Origin of the sequence: Bradyrhizobium sp. STM 3561, assembly GCF_045571455.1 — a bacterium.
GTDB classification, from domain to species: Bacteria; Pseudomonadota; Alphaproteobacteria; order Rhizobiales; family Xanthobacteraceae; genus Bradyrhizobium; species Bradyrhizobium vignae.
The window spans coordinates 609,513-626,417 of record NZ_CP120695.1 but is presented as its reverse complement, the minus strand read 5'-3'; the positions used below and the strand labels follow the sequence as shown (position 1 = coordinate 626,417).

The window sequence follows — 16,905 nt, the reverse complement described above, 5'->3', positions numbered from 1 at the left end:
CAGGCAGCGCCTCGTCTCAACGTGCAGGCATTGAGCCGTGCTTGCCCGCAAAACCCTCTTGGGCGCCGCTTGGACTGTGTCGTCCAGGCTAACAGCCCGGGCTATCGATTTCGTCACGCTTTTGGTCCTCGCACGCATCCTGACGCCCGCTGATTTCGGCCTCACCGCCCTCGCCGCTACCGTAACGATCATCGCGGACATGGTGCTCGAGGTCCCAACGCTGCAGGCTCTGACGCGCTTGCCAAGCGTAACGAAGTCGCACTTGGACACTGCCTTCACCTTGAGCGCGCTGAGAGGCATCGCCTTGACATTGGTGCTTTTGCTGGTGGCGTGGCCCTTTGCTCAGATTTACCAGGATTCCCGCCTGGCCAGCTTGATCATCGTAAGCGCCATCGGACCCTTGGCTCGCAGCCTGTATAGCCCTGGAATGGTCGAACACACCCGCAGCCTGGCTTTCAGGCCAGTCTTTGTTGCGGAGATCTTTGGCAAACTTGCCGCGGCGATCATTGCAGCGACAGCAGTCAGACTTGGCGCTGGGTACTGGGCCATTGTCGCCAGCGGCATCGCAGCGTCCTTGGCCGCCACATCGATGTCGTATCTGTTGGCCCCTTACAGACCAAACCTCTCGCTGTCGAAGTTTCGGGAGTTCTCGGCTTTTCTCGGTTGGCTGAGCGGCGCTCAGATCATCATCGCCCTGAGCTGGCAGTTTGATCGAATCCTACTCGGCTATTCCTCGAGCAAGGCCACATTGGGTCAATACACCATCGCCAGCGATCTATCGGTGATGCCAACCCAGAGCCTGATCGGCCCGGCGATGCAGCCTCTCATGGCCGCACTGTCGCAGATCAACCAGAACCAGGACCGGCTCCGTCATGCCTATTCGAAGGCGTCCCGGCTCACGATGTCACTTGCCGCGCCGGCTTGCATCGGAATGTCGTTGACCGCGGACTTGATCGCCGAGGTCCTGCTGGGGCCGCAGTGGGGCGAGGCTGGACTCTACTTGCGGTGGCTCGCATTGTCGACCGTCCTCAGCGCGTTCTATCAGCCCCTGCATTCGTTGGCGCTGGCCACCAATCGAACCCATCTGGTGTTTCGCCTCACCCTGGTCGAGCTGTGCGCCAAGATCGTTCTGATGTGTTTTGGCTTCTACTTCTATTCGCTTGCAGGCGTGGTCGCGGCACGAGCCGCGGTTTCGTTCATCATGTTCGTCCTCTCCTTGATAGGCGCCCGGCAACTGGTCGGAACAAGCGTCGCGTCTGAGGCGGCCAATCTGTGGCCGATCGCCGCCGCATGTGCGGTGATGACCCTGCTGGTGATGGGCCTGCGATACAAGCTGCCCGAAATCCATCTGGCTGCCTTTTTTGAACTGGGAGTGATCTCTCTGTTCGGCGCCAGTGTCTATGTCGGCGCGCTATATGGCTTTGGTGTTCGGGTCAGCAGCCGCGCAGGGGCAGTGTGACGGTCGAAGTGCACGATGCAGGATCAAGGAGAGCGGAATGACCGAGAAGGGGCATGCAACAAAACACCTGACCTGGGCGGCCACGACGGTCGCGCTAACTGTCGGGATTTCATTCGGTTCTGCGTTCGCGGCCGAGCAGCCTGCATCCTGTGAACTTCATCCGGTCCTGCTTGAAGACTTCAACGAGCTCAGTGTCTCAGCGACCCGCCTGGGCGCGGCCCGCTGGACCGCACACACCCCATGGTCGGGGGATTTCGGCGACGCGGCGTTTGCCAATCCGGGACCAAGGGGGCCATTCAAGGTGGAAGACGGAGTTCTCACTATCACCGCTTCAAAGGATCGGAACGGCAAGTGGACGTCGGGTCTTCTGGCGGCAGCCGATGCTTCCGGCGCCGGGACCGGAACCCGGTACGGCTATTTCGAGGCGCGCATGAAGATGCCGCCCGGTCCGGGAACGTGGCCCGCATTCTGGCTTGCTGCTCTGAAGCCCGCCACGGTGACGGAAGGAAACGTCGAACTCGATGTCATCGAGTATTATGGGCAATTTACATCCGCTTATCAGGCCGCCACGCACATCTGGTACAAGCAACCGCAGAAGACCCGGGGCGAGGCGCAGAAGGTCACGGTGCCGAACGATGCGCTCGTGCAAGACTTCCACACCTTCGGCGTCGATATCTCGCCGCAAGCCGTCGTGTTCTTCTTCGACAGAACCCCGGTCTGGAGCCAACCAACTCCGCCTGAACTCGACGGCCCGCTCTACCCTCTTGTGAACCTTGCCCTCGGCGGTGGTTGGCCGATCGATCAGACACCCAGTCCTTCCACGCTGTTGATCGACTATGTCCACGTATACGGGCGCGGCCCTGGTCCGGCCGAAGGTTGCCCGCCTGCCCCTGAGGTCCTGCCACGCTGAAGCGTAGATGTCGGCTCAATCCCACTGCGCAATCACAGCACATCATTTCGATCCATTTGCGAAAGATTGACTGCATGAAAGTCGCGATCATTCACTATTGGCTTGTGGGAATGCGCGGGGGCGAGAAAGTCCTCGAAGCTCTTTGCGAGATGTATCCCGAGGCAGACATCTACACGCATGTCTATGTTCCAGAAATGGTCTCCGAAACTATTCGAAAACACCGCGTTGTTTCGACCTTTATCAATCGGCTACCGCGCGCTCCACGCATGTACAAGACTTATCTCCCGCTCATGCCGCTCGCGCTGGAGCAGCTTGATTTACGCGACTATGATCTGATCCTCAGCAGCGAATCCGGACCGGCAAAAGGCATCATTGCTCCTCCTCACGCCCTCCACGTCTGCTATTGCCACACGCCCATGCGCTACATCTGGAATATGTTTCACGATTACCGAGCAGGCGCAGGCTCGCTCGCGCGGTTGGCCATGCCCTCGCTCGCGCACTATCTGAGGCTGTGGGATGTCGCTTCTGCCGCGCGGGTCGATAGCTTCGTTGCCAATTCCGCGACCGTCGCCGACCGCATCCGTCGCTACTACGGTCTCGCAGCCAACGTAATTCATCCTCCAGTGGATACTGCAGCATTCGCGCCGTGCCCGTCCTCCGAGCTCGGCGACTACTATCTGATGGCCGGCGAACTCGTATCCTACAAGCGACCCGACCTTGCGGTACGCGCGTTTAACGAATTGAAACTGAAGCTGGTGGTCATCGGCGGTGGCGAGATGCTGTCCGAGATTCGCCGCCTCGCCGGTCCGACCGTCTCCGTGCTCGGACCGCAGCCGTTTGAGGCACTCAAGCACCATTACGCGCGCTGTCGCGCGCTCATCTTCCCGGGAGAAGAAGACTTCGGCATGGTGCCGGTTGAGGCTATGGCGAGCGGACGTCCGGTGCTCGCTTTCGGGCGGGGGGGCGCTACCGAGACGGTCGCAAACGACGTGACCGGTCTCTTCTTCGACGAGCAGACAGTTGATGCCATCAGCAATAGCATTGCCAGATTCGAGCGGATGACCTTTGAGCCCGAGGCTATTGTCGCTCATGCCCAGCAGTTTGGCCGCGAGCCATTCATCCGCAAAATGCGATCGCACATCGATCTCCTTTTAGCCCAACGCGCCAGATCGAGGCAGCAACGCATGGAAACGATCAGCATGGGCTCAACCCTCAATTGACCGGTTCTTGAGCACAGCCTGCACGGCATTTGTGCTCTGTAACATCAATTTAATGGGCAATACTCCTTTTTGTTTAAATGCCAATTCTTGTTTACGCGAGCAGATGCGAGCTGCTCCTTTTGGACTGGGTGCGTTCTTAAAACGAATTGAGTTGAGGGCGTGGAATGAACATCGCCGGCGAATTTCGGCCCTATGCAACGGCGACAGAAGCCGCCCCTGATCAGGCAAGATCTCTGCTTCTGTTACGCGACTTCTTACGTCGCGAATGGCGTCTTATCGCCTTCATGACGGCCGCCTCGTTGGCGCTTGGCTCGTTCTACGTCGGGACGGCGCCTCGCAAGTTCACGGCGCAGGCTGACATGTTCATTGATACCAAGGGAATTACCTCCCCACGAAGTGAGAATTCCCAGGAACATCAAGGCGTAGACGACGCCGTTGTGGAGAGTGAGATCGAGACCACCAGGTCAGAAAAGGTCGGAAAAGCGGTCATCAACAAATTGCATCTCACGGATGATCCAGAGTTCGTCGCCTCGAGCGATGCAATCACAAGCCGCTTGGCCCGATCGTTGCGGCTAACGACTTCGTCCGAAGAAAGGCCTTCGTCTGCAGAACTGGAGCGACGCGCGCTTGGGGTCCTGAAGGACAATCTGCGCGTCACCCGTTTGGGCCGCAGCTACGTCGAGCAGATCGCCTATACCTCGCTTGACCCGGACAAGGCTGCACGGATCGCCAATGCCTTCGCCGATGCCTACATCGAATACCGGCTGCAGGCAAAGTACGAGGCTACAAGACGCGCCAGCGCTTGGCTGGAACAGCGGATCAGCGAACTCCGTCAGCAGGCCAGCAATGCCTACAAAGCCGTGCAGGACTTCAAGGCCGAAAACGGCATCATCATTGGCGTCGAAGGCAAACTGGCGAGCGAGGTTGAGCTCGATCAGCTCGGCGTCGCACTGGCCAAAGCACGCGCCGACACCAGCCAAGCTCGCGCAAAGCTCGAGCGTATACAACGCATCCTCGAACAACGACCTGAGAAGGAAAACTTCACGATCCCGGATCCGGTTGTCACCGATGCGCTTAACAGTCCGGTCATTACCAAGCTCCGTCAGAAATACCTGGAGAACCAAAACAAGCAGGCCGAATGGAGCGCGCGCTATGGTGCCGAGCATGAGGCCGCCAGGAATCTCCGATCGGAAATGGCCGCGCTGCAACGGTCGATGTGGGATGAAATCTCCCGTATCGCGGAGAGCTATAAGAGCGAACTCCAGATTGCGAAGTCGCAGGAGGAGGCGATCGATACGCGAATGATCGAGATCTTCCAGCAATCCGGGGCGACGCGGCAAGCTCAGGTTCACCTGCGTGAGCTGGAAACGGGCGCAAACACCTACCGCGGCATCTACGAGGCCTTCCTGTCTCGATTCACCCAGTCGGTGCAGCAGCAGTCGTTTCCGTCGACCGAGGCCCGCGTGGTGACGGAAGCCTCGGCACCTGCAAAGCCAAGCTCTCCCAAGCTCGCAATCACCTTGGCTTTCGCAGCGATGTGCGGGCTCGGCCTGGGCACTCTCGCAGCAATAGCCCGAGAGCAATTCATGTACCGGAGGGTCCACACACGTGACCAGCTCGAGAAGCTGTTGAGCACGCCGTGCCTGGCTGCGTTCCCAGCTGTTTCAAAGTTGAGGACGCGATTGCGCGGCGGTCACGCGAGTGCCTTCCACCAGATCAACCAAGCCGCTCCTTTTTCGGCTACGGCCGAGGCATTGCGTTACATCAAGGTCGCCATCGACCTGCATCCGGCGAAGCCGAAGGTGATCGGCATTACGTCGGCTCTTCCCGGTGAAGGGAAGACAACCACCACGGCGGCGCTTGCCGCATTTCTTGCGAGAACCGGGGCCCGCACGCTCCTGATTGACTCGGATCTACGTAAACCGGCCTTGTCCAAAATGCTTGGCTACGAGCGCCGGTTGGGGCTGCAGCGGATGGTGGTCGATCGGTTGCGCCTCAAGGACGTGATCATCAACGACCTCAATTTCAACTTCGATGTCGTCCCCTCGCCATCTGGGGCACCGCCCTCAAACAGCTCGGATGTGCTTTGTGCGCCATCGATCAGGCTGGGACTGGAGCGAGCTCGCGAGGACTACGACTACATCATTTGCGATTTGCCGCCGATCTTGCCCATCGCTGACGTCAGAGCGGTCGCAAGCCTGTTTGACGCGTTTGTGATGGTGGTTGAATGGGGCACGTCCACCAACGAGGTCCTCAAGGCAATCCAGTCATCGCCGCTTGTTTCGGAACGATTGCTTGGCGCCGTCCTCAACAAAACCGACGAAGTGTTTATGCGTCGCTTTGAGGGTTATTCCGATCGGCGCTACTCCTATTATCAAAACTGAAGGAAGGTAGCGGCGCTGCTGCCGCCGAATTCAAATCGCAAAGCCATCACGAGCTCAATGATACTACGCTGAAAAAATCCGCTGGCCCTGCCGAAACTTTAAACTTGTATTAATTTTGCACCGCGTCAGAATTTAATGTGCTCGTATTCGGGCGATGAGACCGAAAGAAAAAGAGGGGACGAGTTCGAAGGCTTTTTAGGTGTTGTTTTATGGAGTTCCCGCAATGGCCAATGTGGTCGATACACGCGGCGAGTTGCCTTTTATTTCTGCAAAGACACGTTCTCCCGCCCACGTGGCACCGCGTCCCGTGGGTACACTCGTAAAGAGATCGATTGACCTTGTATTGGCAGCTTTTGGCATTCTGCTGTTTTCTCCTTTGCTGTTGCTCTGTTGCTCGGCCTTGATTGTGTTCTCGCCAGGACCGGTGCTGTTTCGTCACAAGCGGGTTGGCTTTAATGGTCAGACCTTCGAATGTCTCAAGTTCCGCACCATGGCGCCTGACGCAGCGGAGCGGCTGCAGCGGTTGTTGGAGTCGGATCCTGCGGCCGCTGCCGAGTGGAAGGCCGCTCGCAAGCTACGAACAGACCCTCGCGTCACGCTGTTGGGCGCAGTGCTGCGTCGATCAAGCCTCGACGAATTGCCCCAATTGTTCAATGTCATTCGAGGTGACATGAGCATCGTCGGTCCTCGGCCGGTCACCGAAGACGAACTGGCGCGGTACGCTTCCAAGGTCGACGCCTACCTCGCCTGCCGTCCTGGCATCACGGGCCTCTGGCAAGTGAGCGGTCGCAGCACAACCACTTACCGCCGGCGCGTCGCATGCGATGCATTCTACGCGCGCAATTGGTCCATCATGCTCGACACAAAGATAATGCTGGCGACCCTCCCGGCTCTGTTTGAGGATTCGGCATATTGACGTAGACCTGAAGCCCTCTGCGAGACAGAAGGTCCTCTGATTGGAATTGATAATCGCTCGATTGCACAGGAATTAGAGAGCCACGAATAGATCGACTCTGAAGCCATCGATTGCATCAATGAGGATGATGATGATGAGCGCGAGCTCGACCGACCCTACGGATTTTGAATCCGTTTGCTCGAACTGCGCGACGATGGCCGTTACGTTCGAGTGTAACGACGGAGCCCTCGATGACACACCTGTCTTTTGCAGAAACTGCGGTCGCTTACGAGGCCTCATCGGCACGGTTAGGAAGATGGCCCATCAGCCCGCGACACCCCACCCGGCCGGCTCTCGGAGCCCACCCCACGATCCGCTTCTGCTGCTCTAGGAATCTTATTTTGCCACCTCTGCGCGGCTCCAACCGCTGCTGCCTCGGTTGCGAAAGCAATTCACCAAACCTGAATGCGCTCGCATCTGACCAGGCTCTCGTGATCTAGTCCGAACGAAGCGCGGCTTCTGCTTTCAACGTGGAGTCACGCGCGGTAGGTTGATAGTCAAATCTACCTTGCCGCCCAATCGATTCGATTCCCAACTGGCGCAGTGCGGCCACCGCCCTTCCGGCGCGCTCGTCGGCCTGATCGGTGTAGATGGGATAGGCATTGCCAAGCGCATGCGCCCCCTCAAGCCGAAGGTCGCCAAGAAACAAACTGTTGTCGCAGGTATGGGTTCTAAAGTCACAATCTGCCTTGTCCCTATCGTGCGCCACGTGCTCAGCATTGATTTCAACCGAGAAGAATTCTCGGCCGTGGCACTTGCCATAAAAATCGGAGTGCATTGTGAGGCGCTTCCAAGCACCTTCTCTTGAAAAATTATATAGGATTGATTGCGTAAAACCCCGTTTACCGGAAAAGCTGTAGAACAGCGTCAGCAACGTGACAGTTTTAAGTTCGCGATGGGTTTGCAATCCGCACAAATCCTGGATGCGCGCGAGGGGAACGGTCGAGACCAGCCGCCGGCCGGCAATCGCGCGCTCGTTTCCCAGCACAATCGAAAAGCCACCATTCTGCCTTTCAACACCAGTTATCTTGGCCCCCAGAACGAAGCTTGCGCCTCGACCTTCAAGCCGCTCCACTGCCTTCTGATAAAGAAATGCGAAGCCCTCCCGCGGTCGAACAAGTTGTCGATTGGTGGGCGCGTCAGGGGCGCGACGCAACGCGCGAGCAACGTGATTTCGTAGCGTCGCATGCTCTTTGATCCAAAGCATTCTCTTCTCGGCAAACTTGACGTCGACTTGGTCGGCCGGAAATCCGTAGAACCGGCTCAAATAGAAGCCGAGTCCTGTGCGCTCCAGTAACCGCTTTCCGATCCAGAACGTTGCAAAGTCCTTAGCGCTCCGGATCTTGCGGCGGAACGTTCGGGCAAAAACGATCGAGCCCGCCATCCGAAGCCACTCCATTGGACCAGCTGAAACCAGATCATCCGCGATCGATAGCGGATAGTGGCTTACTGCGCCTTGCGGCGTGAGACGCCCCCAAGACGGGTGGATCTCAATGTAGAGCGGCAACAACTCGGGAAAGTGCGACAGTAACGGGGAATCATCCTGAAAGATGTAACTGCCGACGTCGAACGTGTAGTCACCGATCTTGCAATCAATGTGATTTCCACCGCTCTGGGCGTACTCGTCGATGACAATGACGTTGCGGGCGCCGTCGCGGAGCAAGATCGATGTGGCGACCAAGCCGCTGATGCCAGCGCCCAGCACCACCGCATCGTATGGCACCTCATCAAAGCTGTTCGTCATCAAAAGACCGTCAAACCTCCGCTGTACGAATTTATTCAAGCGCATTTCTGAAAGTGCGGCCAGCAAAATTAGAATCGAGGACATAGGCTCCTCGTGCCCTGCTCGGCGCAGGTGCAGCTTGCTGGGCCTCCAAGAGCGAAGGCCTTGAGGGAAGCCAGTCTAAATCTTGTGCAACCTGCGCCTAATGACGTGGCGCTTTCATTCGCAGCGAGCCGCGCTTAACGGGGTTGCGGTGATCAGACAGATATTGCTCGAGCCGGTGATGCTGGCGGCGAACGAGCTAGCCGATGCTGAGCCTGCGGCTGCGAAGCTGACGGTGTGACTTATTCGAACTCACACGGCGCGATGAGTGTGGTCGCGCTTGTACCCTGCGGGCACAGCCAAGAAGACGCGCCGTAGACGGCTCCGGTCTACCGATCCGAATGTCGGTTCCGGCCATAGGCGAAGCTTGCGGCTTGCACTCTTCAGGTCTGCTTCGCTGGGTCTAGCGGACGCGAATTGCTCGCATCGAGCTTTTCTCAGTCTGGTGGAGTCGAGATGTGGCGCGGTGGCTTTAGGCTGCACATATCTGTTGCCGCCCCTTTCGTCTGGCGGTGCCTTAGTGGTGTAGCCGTGACTCCGTTTCCACATCCCGCTCGTCGAACCGGACAGGCAGATCTTCCGCATCCGGCTCTCGGACAAGGCCTCACGCCTTCGCCCACGGCACGTCGCGCCCAAGTGCGGTGAGACGTACGAGCCCGAAGTGCCCGTAAAGGTGCGAGAGTGGATAGGTCCCGCCCTTGCGTCGCCTGACCTTGTGTTTGATGCGCAACCACCGGCGCAACCGCACAGCGGTGTAGTTGTCGATCGCCCGATACGCCTTGGTGACGGTGCCTACATTGAAGTAGTTCGCCCATCCGCGCAGCGTGCGGTTCAACTTCGCCACCAACTCTGTGGTGTCTTGCCACGTCCCCGTTCGGTCCGTCAGCGCATGGATTTGCTCAACCATACGCTTGATGCTTTTCTTCGATGGCCGGTACCCCAGGCGCGCCTGGCCGGTTCTCGCTGAGTACATCCGTCCGAACGAGTATCCCAGGAAGTCGAACTCCTCTTCCGGCACCTTGCAGATTCGTGTCTTGTCCTCGTTGACCGTCAGCTTCAGCTTGCCCATGATCTCGTGCAGTCGCGACAAGGCCTCTTCGGCTTTGCCCCGCCGGCATAGGATCACGAGATCGTCGGCATAGGTCACGATGCGAGTGCCGAGGCTTCGCTCGAGACCGAGCATCTTCCATCCCAGCACAAACCGGCGCATGTACAGGTTAGCCAGCAGTGGCGAGATGGGTGAACCTTGCGGGATGCCGCGCCGGTTGTCCCGGGCTTCGGTCGTGCGTGTCTTCCTTCCTTGATCGTCGGTTTCTTCCACAGGGCATTCCAGCCACATCTTGATCAGATGCAGCACGCGCCGATCCACGATCCGGCGCGCCACCGACTTGAGAAGTTCGGCATGCGGAATGCTCCCGAAGTAGTCCGCGAGGTCGGCGTCGACGACTTCCGGGTGACCACGGAACAGCAGCCCTTCCACCTCGACCACCGCCTGTTGAGCATTTCGCCTAGGACGGTACGCGTACTGTTCGGGTGGAAGGTCGGCTTCGAAGATCGGTTCCAGCACCAGCATCGCTGCCGTCATGCAGACCCGATCGCGCAAGGTTGAGATGCCCAATGGCCTGAGTTTGCCATTGGCCTTCGGGATGTACACTCTTCTGATAGGGTCCGGTCGATACGTCTCCTGCCTGAGCGCAAGCGCCAGTTCGCCAAGCCACCGCTGCACCCCATACGCTTCAATGTCCGCGAAGTCCTGACCATCCACCCCCGATGCGCCCTTGTTGGAGCGGCATTGGGCATAGGCATGGGCCAAGATGTCTTCCCGGCTGATCTTGTCGTACAGGGCATAAAAGCGGTAGCCGGCTTCTGCCTTCGCTTTCGCGTGCAACGCCGTCTGCAGTTTCTGAACACTCTTCGGAGTTGATAGGTTGCCCAATCCCCAGGTCCCTCACTACGTCTTGCGTTCGTCTTGAACTGAGGTCCCTTCCCTCCCCCGGCGTTACCCGGCTTCAGCGGTATTACGAACCTCTCCGCATCCCCACGGCGCCCGGCCTGTCCCTCGCGGGCGTCCGGTTGATCATCCCTGACCACGTCGTAGGGCCTCCCGTGTTGCGTACGCTTTCCTTGTGTACATGCTGTCGCCACTACCCCGGCGCAGCGGCTGGGCGTACTACTTCGCTCAATCCCCCAGCCGTATCAGCCTTCCCCGAAAGGGTCGTCGGGTCGGCCTGCGCATCGTCCTTTTCGAGGCTTGCTCGGCGTTCACTCGCGTTACGGCCTGCACACTCGCGCTGTCACCAATTCGTGACACGCTAATCGAAGGCTTCAGCCACTTCGTTACCTCCATGACTGCTCCGATTGCTTCCGGCTGGAGCGTTTGCCGGGTGGGACTTGCACCCACTGGAAAGCGCCGCCTTTTCACGGCGCACACCCGAAGCCGACCTTAGGCCGCCGCGCCTCGTCCAGAGCGGTTCTGCCTGCATCATCTGTACGGGTGGCTTAGGTTGAATATGCTAGGCTCCATTTGATGGTCCAGTAGTCGACGCGATGACGTGGGATCGCTTCATTGGTGTCAACAACTTAGCTGAGGTCGCGCCATGCCGTTCGGTTTCAGGATAGTTGTCGCAGTCTTGCTCTTCGTGGGAGCTCCCGTATCGGGTGGCGAGTTGCAGGTAAATGGATTTCCCACCGATGCCAACTTCTTCCCGATTGGCGTTTGGTTGCAATCGCCGACTCGCGCTGCCTCTTACAAGGCAATCGGGATCAATACCTTTGTGGGATTGTACGAAGGACCCACTGAAGAGCAACTCGCCGCATTGGCGCGGCAGCACATGTTCGCCATTGCCGGCCAAAACGACGTTGCGCTGAAATCGGTCAACCGGCACGTTATAAAAGCGTGGATGCAAGAAGACGAACCGGACAATGCCCAACCAATCGGGCCAGGAGTGTATGGAACATGCATTCCAGCAATTGAAGTCGCTCGGCGTACGCGAGAGATGAAAGCCCGGGATCCAACGCGACCGATCATGATCAATTTCGGGCAGGGTGTAGCCAACGAATTCTGGCGCGGTCGTGGTCCCTGCAACGGTGATCAGGGATACTACGATATTGCGATCCAAGGTGCAGATCTCTTGTCGTACGACATCTATCCAGTGGGATCCACTACGCCCCAAGTTAAGGGAAGGCTGGAATATGTTGCGCGTGGCGTCACCAATCTCGCGAAGAGGGCTACCGATGGGCAAAGCGTATGGATGGCGCTCGAGACAACGGCACTAGATCCAACTCGTCGACCGACTGCGGCGGAAGTTCGGGCGGAGATCTGGATGGCATTGGTTCATGGCGCGACAGGCATTTTTTATTTCGTGCATGAGTTTAAACCAACCTTCCGGGAGGACGCCATCTTCCGTTACCCCGATATCGTGGAGGAGGTCACGAAAACGAACCGATTGATCTTGTCTCTCTCGCCAGCGTTGAAGAGCCCAAGCGTATCCGGGGCTATATCCGTAAACTCGCAGGTCCCGATCGCAACCATGGTGAAGGTGTACAAAGACAACACGTATATCTTTGCCGTCGCGATGCAGAACTCTCCGTCCACAGCGCGGATCACGGTCAATAACGTTCATCAGACCAGTGCTCGGGTCATCGGCGAGGGGCGTAGCGTATCCCTCGCGCAAGGTTCTTTCGAAGACCAATTTGAAGGCTACGGGGTACATCTTTATCAAATACCCTAGCAGGCCATTCCGGAGCGAACGGGATTTCGCCGCCCAAACTGCGACTTCCGAATCTGGCCCATCGCTTCCGTTGATGCGGTACAGCTACATGCCCGCTTATGGGAGCCTACCGAAAGCTTGTTGTCGAGCGCGAAACGGCGCGATCGACCCTGAGCCGAAGTCGGATTTGCGGCAGCCGCGCGTCCATTGCCGGCCGAGCTCGTCCACGCTGTTGGCATCGTTCCTAGGCGGCGCGAACGTAGCCGTAGCGCAGGTTGGACGGTTGCTTCGAAGCTTGTGTGTACTCTTTCTTGAGCGCCGCGAGGCGGTCCTCGGAAAAAGCCGGCATCCTGGTGTTCTCGGCCGCCTTCAGCTTGATCTTGTAGAACCTGGTTGCGTTGCCCGCGAAGATCAGCTGCTTGGTAGCGCTGTTGGCGTCGCCAAGCGCCGCAAAGCCGTACTTCTTCTGCATATCCTCGGGGATTTCGAGCCGGCGCAGCGCCTCGATCTGCCACTGCGGTGAGCCGTACCAGACCGAGTCGGTGCCCCACATGACGTGGTCAACACCCATCCCCTTGATCAGCGTGCCGATCAGCGCGGCGCAGAACTTGGGATGCGCCACCGCCGAGTTGGCAAAGGACGTGCCGAGCTCGGCATAGACGTTGGCGACGCCGAGCTTCTGCGGGATTTCCGCGAGATCGGTGGCCCACTGGATACGGCCGGTCTGCTCGAACTCCGCCCACGCATGATCGGGTAGCTCGAGGAACGGCCGCAGCGCCGAGTGATAGATCACGAAGTTCATCTGCGGCCAATCCTTCGCGGCCTTTCCGATGTCCCACGCCGTTGCATATTGCCAGACGCCGGCGAACGACTTCTCGTAATCGGGCGGCAGCAGCCCCTTGTGGATGCACAGCGTGTTGATGCCGGCCTTCACTGCTTTCTCGTAGAACGGATACATCACCTGCTCATCGTCGAGCCGCCATGGGAACTTCGAGGGCGCCAGCGGATCGCCAATCGTGTAGGACTTCCAGGAATCCGGTTTGTAGACCTCGATTGCCTTGTCCACCTCGTCCATCCAGCCGGGTTGCTTGGGGGTGATGACGCTATGCGCCAGCAGGCGGCGCGAACCGGCGAAGTCGTTGATCAGTTCTCGCGCCTTGACGATCTGCTCATTGGACAGCAGCCACCAACTCGGGTCGTCGAAGGGCGCGCCGCTCAGGAGCGCCATGTTGGTGTCGCTGTCGTAGTAGATCTCTTTCACATAGTTTTGGAATTTGTAGCGGGCAAGCGAAGAGACGCCTTCCTCCTTCATCTTCGGATTCCAGTGCTGGCTCGCAAAGTCCGCCAGCCCCAACAGCTCCTTGTGGTCGAAGTCGTCCCGCACGAAATGAGTCTGGACATCGAAGATGAATTGGCCTGCAAGGCTCTCCGCGCGGGCCAGCATCAGCTCGGGCTCGCGGGCTTCAGCGGGCGCGACCTGGAAAACATTGCCGTAGATGTCGTTCATGGCGAGGAACGCTGCCGCCATGCCGCAGCTCGTGTGCAAGAACTGCCTGCGGCTTAAGCCGAGGTGTCTGCCGTTGACCTCAGCGAGCTCGTTGATCCGTGCCTCGACTTTCTTTTGCGTATCGCTCTGCGGGGGCGGGAGATATTCGCCATTGGAGACAATCTGGGTCGGGATAGGCGTTGCCGCCGATGCTGCTTCCGCGCCCGCGACCAGACGCTGTTCTCGCTCACTAAGCCAGCTGCTCATTGTTCTCCTCCCGTTTGTTGGCCGTCGACCGTGCTAGGCGCGCATGAGGCGCGTGTGGCTACTCCCAATCAATTGGCAGGAGCGACTAGGCGTAGCTCTCCGGTTCAGCTACGCATGAAGCCATCACGCGCCCGAAACCCAGGCGAATCTCTGCATCGCTTGATCCTGCGAGAGCGGCAGGCATACCCGAGAAACCACTTGCAGTTGTGGTTATCCGCGCTGATTCAATGCTCAAACTTCTATTCGCGCAAGCGATGTGAATCGACAACCACGCTGTCCCAACGCCGCATCATTCCTTCATCTGATCGATCAGCCGAATTGAACGGCTCGTTGCTTAACTGGACTGCGTCGGCCGATCCAAACACCGCTGCAGCGGCTGCCATCTCGGCTGTCTGCCGGAGACCCTCATACGGCGGCTGCTTTAACTGCTGCTTTGACCCATACCAGCCTCGAGGCGCGAGGTCTTAACCAGTTGCTTAGCCGGCCAAGGCACAAGCCCTTCGGCCGTCAGAGAACCCGATCGACGCGAATGACCCAAGGCCGATCTTGCCGGACGACGATGTTTGTACGTGAGCAAATCACCAATCTATCGCCGATTAGGCACTCGACCTGCGACTCCTCGCGTGGCGTCGTCAGCTTGCGGAAATTCTCTCTCTCAGCAGCGCCTAGAGCTTTTCAGCGCCGGTAGGGAGGTAGGGAGCACTCCGCTGGAACCGCCTTACCTCGGGCGCCCGAAGTGATACCCTGAACGTATCGACATCAACGTGGAGGGACAACCATGCGCACAGCAGTCCGGGCCGCATATGTCATAGCGTTCCTTATGATGTTCTCCGCCGACGTCTTACCGACGTGGGCCGCCGGACCAGACGCGGAAGTGAAGGCACTCCATGCCGCCGATCAGGCGTGGCTGAAAGGCTTCACCGCCGCCGATGGCGATGTGATGGCGAAGTTGTACGACGAACACGCAGTTCTGATGCCACCCAATGCGCCGGCTGTCATAGGCCGCGACGCCATTCGCACCTCCCTGGCGAACATGGCGTCAGACGCAGCCAAAGCCGGCCTTGTGTTCAGCTTCAGCGACAAACAGGATGGTGGCGCAAACGGCAATCTGGGTTGGTCTTCGGGCTCCTATACAGTCAAGGATAAGGCAGGCAAGGTTGTCGAGACCGGCAAGTTCTTGTCGGTATCGAAAAAGGTCGGCGGCAAATGGCTGTATTGGCGAGACACCTGGAACGCTGACAGTCCACCAAAATAGTTGGGCCACATCGCGCTTCGAGATGAATGTACTTTGCTGCGGGACCAGATTGTCGCGCGGCGTTCCGGATTGTCTCTGGGGCGATCGATAGCTGAATGCGTCCCTTGCCTCTGCTTTGCTTCTTGGCGGTGTCCACGCCGAGCCTTCAGAGCTGTTCCCGTTTGAGACGGCTTGCGAGGTGCGAACGGACCAGGGTCGAGGATGGCTGCGACGCTACGCTCGTGATGCTGTGGACGGCTCCTCCACGGGCACGAGAGTGCCAAGGAGTGGGCGCCGTTTTGAGGCTCCCACGATTCGGAGGAGGAGCCTATGCAGTCAATTTCGACAATCGGTCTGGATATCGCGAAGTCGGTCTTTCAAGTGCATGGTGTTGATGCAGCCGGCCAGGTGGTCATACGCCGTCAGTTGCGGCGCCGACACGTCCTGGCATTTTTCCAGAAGCTGCCGCCTTGCGTGGTGGGGATCGAGGCTTGCGCGTCATCGCACCATTGGTCCCGCGAGCTGCAGGCGTTGGGACATACGGTGCGGTTGATGCCTCCAGCCTATGTGAAGCCCTACGTCAAGCGGCAAAAGAACGACAGCACCGACGCGGAGGCGATCTGCGAGGCGGTCACGAGACCCAACATGCGATTCGTGCCGACCAAGACGGTCGAGCAACAGAGCTGTCTGATGCTTCATCGAGCGCGCCATCTCTTCATCCGCCAGCAGACTGCCGTCATCAATTCAATCCGCGCCTATCTTGCCGAGTTCGGGATTGTCGCTCCTGTCGGGCGCAGGGGTGTCGAGCAACTGCTGGAAGTCGTCGCCGATACAGCCGACCACCGGCTCCCAGAGGTAGCCCGCGCGTGTCTTGCGGCTCTCGGCAGCCAATTGCGGGCATTGAAGGCCCAAATCCTAGAGTTCGACCGACGTATCATCAGCTGGCATCGATTGAACGCGACGAGCAAACGGCTGGACGCGATCCCCGGCGTCGGGCCGGCGCTGGCAACAGCGTTGGTCGCGAGCGTTGCCGATGCCAACGCCTTCCGATCGGGACGGGACTTCTCGGCCTGGATCGGGCTCGTGCCGAAGCAGAACTCGAGCGGGGGCAAGGACAAGCTTGGCAGTATCAGCAAGCAAGGCGATCGCTATTTGCGCAGCCTGTTCACGGCAGGCGCACTCGCCGTGATCCGCTATGCCAAGATCCACGGCAGCGGTCACAGGCCCTGGCTCACTGGATTGTTGGCGCGGCGCCCCACCAAGGTCGCTGCCATCGCGCTCGCCAACAAGCTCGCCAGGATGGCATGGGCGATGATGGCAAGGAACGAACGCTATAGGGAACCTGCCGCTCTCGCGGCGTGAATGAGATCACACCGGCCAGCCGGCGTGGCGTAACGGTTGGGAGGACGAACAGCACGTAATGCAGTGCCGGTCGATCCGGCGATCAGGACAACC

General features: G+C 58.9%; 11 protein-coding genes. 8 read left to right on the top strand and 3 right to left on the bottom strand.

The window, feature by feature from the left end:
* Positions 1–37 precede the first annotated feature (37 nt).
* The 5 genes from P6U28_RS02645 (at position 38) to P6U28_RS02625 (ending at position 6,889) form a co-directional block, all read left to right on the top strand.
* Positions 38–1,459 (top strand): lipopolysaccharide biosynthesis protein, encoded by a 1,422-nt coding sequence (locus P6U28_RS02645; protein WP_129145627.1) that lies wholly within the window; start codon positions 38–40, stop codon positions 1,457–1,459.
* A gap of 37 nt (positions 1,460–1,496) precedes the next feature.
* Entirely contained in the window at positions 1,497–2,369 is an 873-nt protein-coding gene (locus P6U28_RS02640) for a glycoside hydrolase family 16 protein (RefSeq protein ID WP_122404995.1), read from the top strand.
* Positions 2,370–2,443: 74 nt separating this feature from the next.
* The gene (locus tag P6U28_RS02635; protein ID WP_209295837.1) at positions 2,444–3,589 is read left to right on the top strand and encodes a glycosyltransferase; all 1,146 of its coding nucleotides are present in this window, start codon (positions 2,444–2,446) and stop codon (positions 3,587–3,589) included.
* A gap of 164 nt (positions 3,590–3,753) precedes the next feature.
* Positions 3,754–5,973 (top strand): polysaccharide biosynthesis tyrosine autokinase, encoded by a 2,220-nt coding sequence (locus P6U28_RS02630; RefSeq protein WP_407121687.1) that lies wholly within the window; start codon positions 3,754–3,756, stop codon positions 5,971–5,973.
* 223 nt (positions 5,974–6,196) lie between these two features.
* Positions 6,197–6,889, top strand: coding sequence for a sugar transferase (locus P6U28_RS02625; protein ID WP_407121686.1), 693 nt, complete (start codon positions 6,197–6,199; stop codon positions 6,887–6,889).
* Positions 6,890–7,364: 475 nt separating this feature from the next.
* On the opposite strand, the gene P6U28_RS02620 is transcribed toward P6U28_RS02625, so the two are convergent.
* Entirely contained in the window at positions 7,365–8,756 is a 1,392-nt protein-coding gene (locus P6U28_RS02620; RefSeq protein WP_244607748.1) for an FAD-dependent oxidoreductase, read from the bottom strand.
* 601 nt (positions 8,757–9,357) lie between these two features.
* Entirely contained in the window at positions 9,358–10,689 is a 1,332-nt protein-coding gene (ltrA, locus tag P6U28_RS02615; protein ID WP_407121685.1) for a group II intron reverse transcriptase/maturase, read from the bottom strand.
* A gap of 661 nt (positions 10,690–11,350) precedes the next feature.
* Between ltrA and P6U28_RS02610 the strand changes: the two genes are divergently transcribed.
* Positions 11,351–12,484, top strand: a complete 1,134-nt coding sequence (locus tag P6U28_RS02610; RefSeq protein WP_407121684.1) for a hypothetical protein — start codon at positions 11,351–11,353, stop codon at positions 12,482–12,484.
* A gap of 223 nt (positions 12,485–12,707) precedes the next feature.
* Here P6U28_RS02610 and P6U28_RS02605 read toward each other — a convergent pair whose 3' ends face one another.
* Positions 12,708–14,216: an amidohydrolase family protein gene (locus P6U28_RS02605; RefSeq protein WP_407121683.1), complete on the bottom strand. Its 1,509-nt coding sequence runs from the start codon at positions 14,214–14,216 to the stop codon at positions 12,708–12,710.
* A gap of 778 nt (positions 14,217–14,994) precedes the next feature.
* Here P6U28_RS02605 and P6U28_RS02600 point away from each other — a divergent pair.
* On the top strand, positions 14,995–15,471 hold the full coding sequence (locus P6U28_RS02600) for a DUF4440 domain-containing protein (protein ID WP_122405002.1): 477 nt from the start codon (positions 14,995–14,997) through the stop codon (positions 15,469–15,471).
* Between the two features lie 309 nt (positions 15,472–15,780).
* The gene (locus tag P6U28_RS02595; protein ID WP_407120260.1) at positions 15,781–16,812 is read left to right on the top strand and encodes an IS110 family transposase; all 1,032 of its coding nucleotides are present in this window, start codon (positions 15,781–15,783) and stop codon (positions 16,810–16,812) included.
* The last annotated feature ends 93 nt before the right edge of the window (positions 16,813–16,905 follow it).